Annotated in this window: 10 protein-coding genes; 3 read left to right on the forward strand and 7 right to left on the reverse strand. The window is 61.2% G+C overall.

Annotated elements, in window-relative coordinates; translation table 11 throughout:
* The 4 genes from ACODSV_RS34435 to ACODSV_RS34450 form a co-directional block, all read right to left on the reverse strand.
* On the reverse strand, positions 1 to 970 hold a 970-nt coding region (locus tag ACODSV_RS34435), incomplete at its 3' end, for an OprD family outer membrane porin (protein WP_489078408.1).
* A gap of 192 nt (positions 971 to 1,162) precedes the next feature.
* Positions 1,163 to 2,020, reverse strand: coding sequence for a copper homeostasis membrane protein CopD (gene copD, locus ACODSV_RS34440; RefSeq protein ID WP_150095497.1), 858 nt, complete (start codon positions 2,018 to 2,020; stop codon positions 1,163 to 1,165).
* 3 nt (positions 2,021 to 2,023) lie between these two features.
* Positions 2,024 to 2,386, reverse strand: coding sequence for a copper homeostasis periplasmic binding protein CopC (gene copC / locus ACODSV_RS34445; RefSeq protein WP_150056260.1), 363 nt, complete (start codon positions 2,384 to 2,386; stop codon positions 2,024 to 2,026).
* Complete coding sequence (locus tag ACODSV_RS34450) at positions 2,380 to 2,847, reverse strand: GNAT family N-acetyltransferase (RefSeq protein ID WP_150056261.1); 468 nt, start codon at positions 2,845 to 2,847, stop codon at positions 2,380 to 2,382. The genes copC and ACODSV_RS34450 overlap by 7 nt, the downstream gene beginning before the upstream one ends.
* A 143-nt stretch (positions 2,848 to 2,990) precedes the next feature.
* On the opposite strand from ACODSV_RS34450, the gene ACODSV_RS34455 reads away from it, so the two are divergent.
* Positions 2,991 to 3,611 carry a TetR/AcrR family transcriptional regulator gene (locus ACODSV_RS34455; RefSeq protein WP_150056262.1) on the forward strand — a complete coding sequence of 207 codons (621 nt, stop codon included), beginning with the start codon at positions 2,991 to 2,993 and terminating at the stop codon, positions 3,609 to 3,611.
* A gap of 121 nt (positions 3,612 to 3,732) precedes the next feature.
* Here the strand turns inward: ACODSV_RS34455 and preA are convergent, their stop codons facing one another.
* The 3 genes from preA to hydA all read right to left on the reverse strand — a co-directional run bounded on the left by preA (position 3,733) and on the right by hydA (position 7,990).
* Complete coding sequence (gene preA / locus ACODSV_RS34460) at positions 3,733 to 5,007, reverse strand: NAD-dependent dihydropyrimidine dehydrogenase subunit PreA (protein WP_024076294.1); 1,275 nt, start codon at positions 5,005 to 5,007, stop codon at positions 3,733 to 3,735.
* Positions 5,007 to 6,374, reverse strand: a complete 1,368-nt coding sequence (locus ACODSV_RS34465; protein ID WP_024076293.1) for an NAD(P)-dependent oxidoreductase — start codon at positions 6,372 to 6,374, stop codon at positions 5,007 to 5,009. Before ACODSV_RS34465 ends, preA begins: the two co-directional genes overlap by 1 nt.
* Before the next feature lie 176 nt (positions 6,375 to 6,550).
* On the reverse strand, positions 6,551 to 7,990 hold the full coding sequence (hydA, locus tag ACODSV_RS34470) for a dihydropyrimidinase (protein ID WP_102624294.1): 1,440 nt from the start codon (positions 7,988 to 7,990) through the stop codon (positions 6,551 to 6,553).
* A gap of 591 nt (positions 7,991 to 8,581) precedes the next feature.
* Here hydA and ACODSV_RS34475 point away from each other — a divergent pair.
* On the forward strand, positions 8,582 to 10,069 hold the full coding sequence (locus tag ACODSV_RS34475) for an NCS1 family nucleobase:cation symporter-1 (RefSeq protein WP_150055858.1): 1,488 nt from the start codon (positions 8,582 to 8,584) through the stop codon (positions 10,067 to 10,069).
* Positions 10,070 to 10,093: 24 nt separating this feature from the next.
* Positions 10,094 to 11,377: a Zn-dependent hydrolase gene (locus ACODSV_RS34480; RefSeq protein ID WP_454844113.1), complete on the forward strand. Its 1,284-nt coding sequence runs from the start codon at positions 10,094 to 10,096 to the stop codon at positions 11,375 to 11,377.
* Positions 11,378 to 11,462: the final 85 nt, after the last annotated feature.

The following is an 11,462-nucleotide window of genomic DNA, read 5'->3' on the forward strand; positions in this document are numbered from 1 at the left end:
CGTAGCTGGAGTTGTAGCTGTCGTTGGCCAGGGTGCCGCCGCTGGTGCCGTTGACCCGCATCCACACGCTGTCGCCGGTGAGCTTTTGCAGGCCGACATAGAAGGTGTTGCCCTGGTACTTGGCCGAAAGCAGGGCGAACACGGTCTTGTTGTCCAGGTCGCCGGCCAGGGCGCTGCCGTCTTCCTTGCCGTTGAAGAAGCCGAGGTTGGCGCCCAGGGTCCAGTCGCCCAGCGGTTGGCTGTGGGTCAGGTTGAGGTATTGCTGCTGGTAGATATCGCTCAGTTCGGCATACCACAGGCCGACCTGGGTGCGCTTGTCATTGAAGCTGTATTCACCGCCACCGAAGTTGAAGCGGTCGGAGGTGAATGCGGCTTTGCCGTTCATGAACATGTCTTCCATGCTCGCGTCGTTGCGCGGGCTATTGCCGCGAAACTGCCCGCCGTAGAGGGTCAGGCCGGCGATTTCGCTGGACGTCACCTGACCGCCACGGAAGGTCTGTGGCAGCGAGCGGCCGTCGTCGGAACGCAGGATCGGCAGCACCGGCATCCATTCGCCCACCTTCAATTCGGTCTTCGACAGCTTGGTCTTCAACGCCACGCCCAGGCGCCCGAAGTTGTCGGCGGGGCGGCCGTCATCGTGGATCGGGAGCAACTGGGTGCCGCCGGTGCCTTTGCCGCCGTCGAGCTTTTGTGAGTACAGGCCCAGCACATCGATCCCGAAGCCGACAGTGCCTTGGGTGAAGCCGGACTTGGCGTCGAGGATAAAGCTCTGCGTCCACTCTTCGGCCTTGCCCTGAGGGTTGCTCGGGTTGGTGAAATTGCGGTTGAAGTAGGCGTTACGCAGGTTGAGCGTGGCCTTGGCGTCGTCGACAAAACCTTCGGCGTGGGCGATGAGGGGCAGGGTGAAGGCCAGGCTGCCGAGGCCGATAACACTGAGACGCGCGGAAGAATAGCGGGCGAATTGACTCACAGTGATGCTCCCTTTCATTTGTTGTTTTTATTATTTGTTATACGTCGTCGTACAACGTTGGGGCGGATATTTGCGGGGTTTTTGCGGGGTGTCAAGCAGAAGTTATACGATGACTGCGTGTGGGTTGATCCAGAGCGGGCAGTGTCAATGTGGGAGGGGGCAAGTCGAATCGTCGCACCGTCCCTCCCACATTCAGCCCGCCAGGACCATGGGAGGCAGGGTGCCAAGGAGTGAAACGGCGGCGACGGCGCAAACACCGAGCAGCCATTCCAGCATCACGCTGGCCTTCAGGCTGCCCAGCCGCTGTTCGCAGCTATCAAGGCGCAACCGGTTCAGCAGCGCCAGCGCCAACATGCCCAGCACCAGCATCACCTTGATCAACAGAATCAGCGCAAAACCACTGAACAACGGCGTGGGCCACAGCTGCCCGGTGAGTACGCGCACATTGATCAGGCCGGTCACCAGCAAGCCCGCGACCAGGCCATAACCGACGCCGCTGAAACGACGCAGGACCGGCGCCAGCTCAACACCGTGTGGCTGCCTGAGGATCAATACCAGCAGCAATAACCCCCCCAACCATGCGCCGACGCACATCAGGTGCACCACCTGGTTGAGGATCAACAGCTGCCCGCTCAGCCCATCGAGCATGGCGCCATGGCCGACCGGGGCCAGGGTCATCAGCAGCAGCGTGATCAACGGCAGGCGCGGGGCCTTCCACGCGGTCATCAGGGCGATGACCAGCAGCCCATTCAACATCAGGTGCCAGGTCCACACCTGGCCAAAAAAGGTCTTGCCCAGCACCAACTGCACGGTCGACAGTTCCAACGCCGCCGGCCATGAACCGGCCATGCTGGCGGTAATCAACAGTAACCAGATCACCCCCGACGCGAGGGCCGTCCAGGCCAGCCCACGAGTGATGCGCAACACTTGTCGGTCCAGCACCGCCTGCGGTTCAGCGCCCAGGAGCCAGGGCCTGAATACACAGGCCCCGAACATCAGCAGCACGACGATGAAATGCACAAAGCGGCACAGCACCAGCAGGGTTGCCATGGGTTATTGGCCGACCTGGAAGCTGTATTCGCCATTGCTCTTGTGGGTATCGACCGAGACTGCGTTCCACACCACTTTGTAGTGACCGTCCGCCAGCGGGGCGGCGGGCGTCACCACCAGGGTTTTCTTGTCGGCGTCTGGCGTTGCCAGGTCCTTGATTGCCACTTCGGTGCCGTCCTTGCTCAGGGACACCTTGGTGAAGGTGGCTTCGACGCCTTCGCTGAAGGTCAGGCGCAAGTCCTTCGGTGCGGCGACGGTGCTGTCGGCGGCCGGCTCCGAGCTTTTGAGGTGGGCGTGGGCAAACGCCGCCGAGGCGCCGAGGGAGGCGAGCAGGGCGACGGCGGTTAGGGTTTTCTTGATCAGCATTGTTCCGTACCTTCAGTGGGAGGAGTCGGTAAAGCCATGTGCAGCAAGGGAAACGGTTTGCCTTCGCCATCCAGCGGCGAGCGCGCGACCTGGATAAAACCATAGTGCAGGTAGAAACCCACAGCCTGGGGGTTCTGCTCGTTGACGTCGACGGTCAAGGTGTCATGGCGCGCACGGGCATGGTCCAGTAGCTGGCGGCCGATACCCTGGCCGCGGCGCGTAGGGTCGATAAACAGCATTTCTACATTGTTCCTGCCGGTGGCGATGTAACCGGCAATACCCTGTTCATCTTCATACACCCAGACATCAAGGGCAGGCATCGGCAGGTAAGTGTCGCGTACCAGGGGCAGTAAACGCTGGATATCGTCCTCGGGGAGGAAGTCATGGGTGGCGCGTACCGAGCGCTCCCACAGGGCGCCCAGCAACGGGTCGTCGGCGGGTACGCGAGGTCGAATAGGCATGGGAATGATCCTGGATAGGGACCGCGATCCTAACCAATCCAATATCCGTGGGGAAGGTGAAGGTAAGAACTTTCATTGCGGCCTGTCGCCGCGGTCTAGAGCCGATGGTAGTCTTTAGCCCATGTTGTTGTCAGGGAGCCCTTATGGGCAATCACAAGATCGGAATTCGCCGGGTCAACGTCGAAAAAATCCTGCTGGCGGCGGAGAAGGTCTTCGCCGAAAAGGGCTATGGCAGCACCGCCATGGCCGATATCGCTGAAGAAGTGCAGTTGCCACGTTCCAACCTGCATTATTACTTCAGCACCAAGAGCGAGCTGTACAGCGCCGTGCTGTTCGATCTGCTGGAGGTGTGGAAGCAGGACGCCTTGAGCTTCGAGACCTTCGATGACCCGCGGGTGGTGCTCAGCAGCTACATCCGCGCCAAGATGCAGCGCTCGCGCACGCGGCCCTATGGCTCGAAAGTCTGGGCCAACGAGATCATCCATGGCGCGCCGACCCTCGGTGAGGCGCTGGATGAAAGCCTGTACGACTGGGCCAAGATGAAGGAGGCGAAGATTCGCCAGTGGGTGGAAGACAAACGCATCCTGCCGGTGGAGCCGTCGAGCCTGCTGTATATGATCTGGGCATCGACCCAGCACTATGCCGACTTTGATCACCAGGTGAAGATTTTGAATGATCACCAGCCGTTGTCGGATATGCAGTTCGAGAAGGCGATCCAGACGGTGACCAGTGTGATTTTGCGCGGGATTGGGTTGGAGCCTTGAGTCTTGTGGTGAGGCTGAGGGCCTCATCGGGGGCAAGCCCCCTCCCACAGTGGATCGCATTCTTTCAGACATAATGCGCTCAATGTGGGAGGGGGCTTGCCCCCGATAGCGGTCTACAGGACTACACCGCCTCCCGGTAGGGATTACGCGGATCCTGCGTCCAATTCAAGAACGGCTTGCCGGTGTCCACCGGTACCATCTCGATGCAATCCGCCACCGGGCAGGTGATCTGGCACAGGTTGCAACCCACGCACTCGTCGTCGATCACCTCGTACTGATGGGTGCCGTCCGCCTGTTTCAAACTGGCGATGGCCTGGTGCGACGTATCTTCACAGGCAATATGGCAACGCCCGCAGCCAATGCACGTCTCCTGATCGATCTTGGCAATGACCTGATAGTTGATGTCCAGGTACTTCCAATCCGTGGTGTTGCCCACCGCCCGCCCGGAAAATTCTTGCAGGCTGGTGTAACCCTGACTGTCCATCCAGCGTGACAATCCATCCTTCATCTCTTCCACAATGCGAAACCCATGCAGCATCGCCGCCGTGCACACCTGCACCGCGCCGCAGCCGAGGGCGACGAATTCCGCCGCGTCGCGCCAGTTGCCGATGCCACCAATGCCGCAGATCGGCAGGCCTTGGGTCTGCGGGTCGCGGGCGATTTCGGCGACCATGTTCAGGGCAATCGGCTTGACCGCCGAGCCGCAGTAACCGCCGTGGGTGCTCTGGGTGCCGACCATCGGCAGGGCGACCATGCGTTCCAGGTCCACGCTGGTGATGGAGTTGATGGTGTTGATCAGCGACACCGCGTCCGCACCGCCGCGATAGGCCGCCCGCGCCGCCACACGGATGTCGGTGATATTCGGCGTGAGCTTGACGATCACCGGCAGTGAGCAATAGGTCTTGCACCAGCGCGTCACCTGTTCCACATACTCTGGCACCTGGCCCACCGCCGCGCCCATGCCGCGCTCGGGCATGCCGTGGGGGCAACCGAAGTTCAGCTCGATGCCGTCGCAGCCGGTGGCTTCTACCAGGGGCAGGATGTTTTTCCAGGATGCTTCAACGCACGGCACCATCAGCGACACGATCAGCGCGCGATCCGGCCAATCCTTTTTCACCTGGGTGATTTCCCTGAGGTTGATCTCCAGGGAGCGGTCGGTGATCAGCTCGATATTGTTGATGCCCAGCACTTCGCGGTTGGCGCCGTAGTGCGCCGAGTAACGCGACGACACGTTGACCGCCGCCGGGTCTTCACCCAGGGTTTTCCAAACCACGCCACCCCAGCCCGCTTCAAACGCGCGGACCACGTTATAGGCTTTGTCGGTGGGCGGCGCGGAGGCCAGCCAGAACGGGTTGGGGGCCTTGATTCCGGCGAATACAATCGAGAGATCGGCCATTACGCAGCCTCCACGTTAAGCATGAGTTGGGCGTGCATGGCTTCGGCGGCCAGCTTGCCGTGTTGTACCGCTTGCACGGTGAGGTCCTGGCCGAGGCTGACGCAGTCGCCACCGGCATATACGCCGGGGATGCTGGTGCGCAGCTGTTCATCGACGAAGATACGCGCGCCGACGCGCTGCAGTTGTTGGGCCAGGGGGTCGTGCAGCGCCTCGTTATCGAAGCCCTGGCCAATGGCCTTGAAGATCGCATCGGCGGCCAATTCGAAGGTCTCTCCGGTGGGTTGCAGGCAGCCGTTTTCCAGGCGAGTGCGGGCGAAGCGCATGCCGCGGACGTGGCCCTGGTCATCCAGCAGCACTTTTTCGGGTTGGGCCCAGGTCAGCAGGCGCACCTGATTGGCCTTGGCGATGTCCTGCTCATGCTGGGTCGCGCCCATGTCCGCCAGGCCTCGGCGGTAGACCAGGTTGACGTCGCGCGCACCGAGGCGGGCCATTTGCACGGCCATGTCGATGGCGGTATTGCCGGCGCCGAGCACGATGCAACGGTCGGCCAGGGGCAGTTGGGTCAAGTCGTCAGCCTGGCGCAACTCGCGGATGTAGTCGGTGGCAGCGAGCAGGCCGGGGGCGTCTTCGTGGGGCAGGCCGAGGTGTTTGCTGGCGGCCAGGCCCAGGCCAAGGAACACCGCATCGAATTGCTGGTGCAGTTCGCTCAAGGTGAGGTTGTCGCCCAGGCGCTGGCCGTGGCGAATCTCGATGCCGCCGATTTGCAGGAGGAACTCCAGTTCCTTCTGGGCGAAGTCATCCACCAACTTGTACTTGGCGATCCCGTATTCATTCAGGCCGCCGGCCTTTTCCCGCGCTTCGAAAATCACCACGTCATGCCCGTGCAGGGCGGCGCGATGGGCGCAGGCGAGCCCTGCGGGACCTGCGCCGACCACGGCGATGCGCTTGCCGGTGGGCGCGGCACGCTGGAACGGGTGTTCGCTGAAGTGCGCGTTGTCGATGGCGTAGCGCTGCAACAGGCCGATCAGCACCGGCGCGCATTCTTCGGCGTTGTTACGCACGCAGGCTTGCTGGCACAGGATCTCGGTGGGGCAGACGCGTGCGCAACTGCCGCCAAGGATGTTGGCCGAGAGGATTTTCTGCGCTGCGCCTTGGACGTTGTCGGTGTGGATATTGCGGATGAACGAGGGGATATCGATCTCGCTGGGGCACGCATTCACGCACGGCGCGTCGTAGCAATACAGGCAGCGCGAGGCTTCCAGTTGCGCTTGCCGGGCGGTGAGGGGCGGTGCCAGGTCGGTGAAATGGCTGGCGAGGGTGGCCCCGTCTTCAGGGGGATGGGGGAGGTGGCTCAGGGTCTGGATCACGGTGTTGGCCTCACGGTTATTGAGGTGCTGCCTCTGATGGGCATTGGTTTTTTTGTTGCCTGTACTGGCCTCATCGGGGGCAAGTCGAATCGTCGCACCGCCCCTCCCACACTTGACTGCATTCCTTCAGACAAAATGCAGTCAATGTGGGAGGGGGCTTGCCCCCGATAGCGGTATCAGCGTTTCACAGCCACCGGCCTGGAATACTCCGCCCGCTTGCTCAACTGTTCAAACACCGACGGATACGCCGGCCGTTCCACATAGCGCCCGGCACCGCGCTCGGCGCGCAGGTCGCCATCGGCCCAGACCAGCTTGCCCTGGCTGATGGTGTGGCTCGGCACGCCGCGCACGGTCTTGCCTTCGAAGATATTGAAGTCCACTTGCTGGTGGTGGGTCTTGGCTGAAAGGGTGCGGGTGCCCTCGGGGTCCCACAGCACCAGGTCGGCATCGGCGCCGACGCGGATCGCGCCTTTGCGTGGGTAGAGGTTGAAGATCTTCGCGGTGTTGGTGGAGGTCAGCGCGACGTACTCCTGCATCGACAGGCGCCCGGTGTTGACCCCTTCGTGCCAAAGCAGCGCCATGCGGTCTTCGATCCCCGCGGTGCCGTTGGGGATCTTGCTGAAGTCGTCGCGGCCGGCGGCTTTCTGTTCGGCGCAGAAGCAGCAATGGTCGGTGGCGGTGGTGTGCAGGTTGCCCGATTGCAGGCCATGCCACAGCGCTTCCTGGTGCCCGCGTGGGCGGAACGGCGGGCTCATCACATAGCCGGCCGCGGTGTGCCAGTCGGGATGCTGGTAGACGCTGTCATCCAGTAACAGGTGGCCGGCGAGCACTTCGCCGTACACCGCCTGGCCCTTGCCCCGGGCGTAAGTGATTTCGTCCAGGGCTTCCCGGGTTGAAACGTGCACCAGGTACAACGGCGTGCCGAGGGTCTCGGCGATACGAATCGCGCGGCTGGCCGCTTCGCCTTCCACCTGGGAGGGACGCGACAGTGGATGGGCCTCCGGCCCGGTGATGCCCTGGGCCATCAGCTTGCGTTGCAGGTGATACACCAGCTCGCCGTTCTCCGCATGCACGGTGGGCACCGCGCCCAGTTCCAGGCAGCGTTCGAAGCTGGCCACCAGGGTGTCATCGGCGGCCATGATCGCGTTCTTGTAGGCCATGAAGTGCTTGAAACTATTGATGCCGTGGTGGCTGACCAGCTCGGCCATTTCTTCGCGCACCTGCTCGCTCCACCAGGTGATCGCCACGTGAAAGCCGTAGTCGGATGCGGACTTTTCCGCCCAGCCGCGCCACTGGTGGAAGGCTTCCAGCAAGGACTGCTGCGGGTTGGGGATCACAAAGTCGATGATCGAGGTGGTGCCCCCCGCCAGGCCTGCTGCGGTGCCACTGAAAAAGTCTTCACTGGCCACGGTGCCCATGAAGGGCAATTGCATGTGGGTATGCGGGTCAATGCCGCCGGGCATCAGGTATTGGCCGCTGCCGTCGAGTATCTCAGTGCCGGCGGGAATATCCAGGTCCGTGCCAATGGCGCGAATTAGACCGCCTGCGCATAAAACATCGGCGCGGTAACTTTCATCATGGGTAATAACGGTGGCGCCACGGATCAACAGCGACATGTCGAGTTCCTCACAAGGCTTGACCGGCTTGTGCCAGTTCTAAGTGTTGTCATGCTGTTCACCGTGGGGTCCATAAACCTGTCATCGGTGACAGGAATAGAAACTAGACCGAGTTTTTAGAATGAGCAAGAATATTTTTTATAAGCTTATATAGATATTAACTTGTTGATTTATATGAATAAAAATTGAAAATCACCAAAATGTAGCGAGCGCTCACCATTTTGACGCACTTGACAGGTTCTCAATATGAGCAACATTTCTTATTGCAAATCAGACGCTTGAGATATGCCGCTTGACGGGCGCGGTAAATAAAAATAATTGTGATGCACCAGATTGAGCCCTGAGGGTTCGGACAACTTTCGCGTTATTTAGCCTGAGTAGCGCGGCAAGTACCGCAGGCTCAATTGGAAAGCTGATTAACATCAGCACGTTATATAAGCGGTGCGGGTTGAAGGTCAGTGGTCGGCACGATTATTGAGTGCAGTGGCGGCTGGCCGGGCCCGTGATGTCGTGTTGTCAACGAGGTACTCCGGCCATCCTGCGTAAAGCGTGGGATGAGCAACAATAATTCGAAAAAACCGTGGAGCGGCCATGCAACAGAACAGATCGCAAGTCATAGAACGCAACGGCCTGTACGAACTCGACGCCGGCCCCGACGTCCTCGACAGCCCTCGCTACAACCACGACATGGCACCGACCAAGGTGCATGAACGCACTTGGAACAAGTGGCACATCACCGCGCTGTGGGTCGGTATGTCGATCTGTGTGCCCACGTACACCCTGGGCGGGGTACTCACGGCGTACTTCGGTTTGTCGGTGGGCGAGGCGCTGATGGCGATCCTGCTGGCCAATATCGTGGTGCTGATTCCGCTGACCCTCAACGCCTTCCCCGGCACGAAGTATGGGATTCCGTTCCCGGTGTTGCTGCGCTCGTCGTTCGGCATCCTCGGCTCCAACGTGCCGTGTCTGATACGCGCGCTGGTAGCCTGTGGCTGGTTCGGTATCCAGACGATGTTCGGCGGGTTGGCGATTCACCTGTTCCTGGGCTCGATTTTCGACGGTTGGAAGTCCCTCGGCGGCACCGGTGAAGTGATCGGCTTCATGATTTTCTGGACCCTGAATTTGTGGGTGGTGCTGCGCGGCGCCGAGTCGATCAAGCGCCTGGAAACCCTGTCGGCGCCGCTGCTGGTGGCGGTGGGCATTGGTTTGCTGGTGTGGGCGATGCCCAATGTCTCCCTCAGCGAGCTCATGGCCATTCCACCGAAACGCCCCGAAGGTGCCAGCCTCACCGGTTACTTCATGGCCGGCCTTACCGCGATGGTGGGCTTCTGGGCCACTTTGTCGTTGAACATTCCTGACTTCAGTCGTTATGCCAAAAGCCAGAAGGACCAGATCCTCGGGCAGATTTTCGGCCTGCCGCTGACCATGTTCCTGTTCGCGGCCCTGGGCGTGATCATGACCGCCGCCTCGGTGAAATTAGTGGGCGTCAGCGTGTCCGACCCCGTCACCTTGATCGGCCATATCCAGAGCCCGGTGTGGGTCGCCGTGGCCATGGCGTTGATCATCGTCGCCACCTTGTCCACCAACACGGCGGCGAACATTGTCTCGCCCACCAACGACTTCCAGAACATCGCGCCCAAGCTGATCAACCGCACCACGGCGGTGATCCTCACCGGCCTGGTCGGGCTGGCGTTGATGGCCCATGAGCTGCTGAAAAAGCTTGGGCTGATCGTCTCGGACGTGAGCCTGGAGACGGTGTATTCCAACTGGTTGCTGGGCTATTCGAGCTTGCTGGGGCCAATCGCCGGGATCATGGTGGTGGACTACTTCATCACTCGCAAACAGCAACTGGACCTGGCCGGTTTGTACCGCGACGACGTGTACCCGGCGTGGAACTGGAGTGGCTTTGTCGCCTTTGGCGTGCCGGTGGTGTTGACCTTGCTGTCGTTGGGCAGCGATGCGTTCAGCTGGTTCTACAGCTACGGCTGGTTTACCGGTTCGGCGTTGGGCGGGTTGTTGTATTACGGCTTGAATGCCAAGCGCGGAATCAGCCCGGTAGTCGTCAAAGTCAATTCATAAGAAATACAGCCTGAGGAGATCCCCATGAACGCTGCCCTCGACGTTCTGCAATCGACCCATCAGTACATCAACCGCGACCGTTTGTGGCAGTCGCTGATGGACCTGGCCAAACTCGGCGCCACGCCCAAGGGCGGCGTGTGCCGCCTGGCCCTCACCGACCTCGATCGCAAGGCCCGCGATCTGTTCGTGCAATGGTGCGAAGACGCCGGCTGTACCGTGACCGTTGATGGCATCGGCAATATTTTCGCGCGCCGCCCTGGGCGCAATCCCAACTTGCCGCCGGTGATGACCGGCAGCCATATCGACACCCAGCCTACAGGCGGCAAGTTCGATGGCTGCTTTGGCGTGCTGGCGGGGGTGGAGGTGCTGCGCACGCTCAATGACCTCAAGCTCGAAACCGAAGCGCCCTTGGAAGTGGTGGTGTGGACCAACGAGGAAGGTTCGCGCTTCCCGCCGTGCATGATGGGGTCTGGGGTGTTTGCCGAAAAATTCACCCTGGCCGATACCTTGGCCAAGGTCGATGTGGACGGCGTCAGCGTGGGCGATGCGCTGAATGCGATTGGCTACGCAGGTACGCGTCCCGTCAGCGGGCACAAGGTCGGTGCGTATTTCGAAGCCCATATCGAACAGGGGCCGATTCTTGAGGATGAGAAGAAAACCATCGGCGTGGTGCTCGGCGCCCTCGGGCAGAAGTGGTTCGACCTGAAACTGCGCGGCGTTGAAGCGCATGCGGGGCCGACGCCGATGCACCTGCGCAAGGACGCCCTGGTAGGCGCGGCGGCGGTGGTGGCGGCGGTCAATGCGGCGGCGCTGGGGCATCAGCCGCATGCTTGCGGGACCGTCGGTTGCCTGCAGGCCTATCCTGGCTCACGCAACGTGATTCCCGGTGAAGTGCGCATGACCCTGGATTTCCGTCATCTGGAACCGGCGCGGTTGGATTCGATGATTGCCCAGGTGCGCAAGGTGATTGAGGACACCAGCGCCAAACACGGCCTGAGCTTTGAGATGGAACCCACCGCCGACTTCCCGCCGCTCTACTTCGATAAAGGTTGCGTGGATGCTGTGCGCGATGCGGCGAATGGCCTGGGCCTGTCGAACATGGACATCGTCAGCGGGGCAGGGCACGACGCGATTTTCGTCGCCGAACTGGGCCCGGCGGGGATGATCTTCGTGCCGTGCGAAGGTGGCATCAGCCATAACGAAATCGAGAATGCGGCACCGGATGACCTGGCGGCAGGCTGTGCGGTGCTGTTGCGCGCGATGGTGGCCGCTTCAGCCGCCATCGCCAGCGGCAAACTCGCCGCCTGAAAGGCACCAAAAAAATGTGGGAGGGGGCTTGCCCCCGATAGCTGTGGGTCAGTCACTGCATGCGTTGACTGACACCCTGCTATCG

Source organism: Pseudomonas sp. FG86, assembly GCF_057808775.1.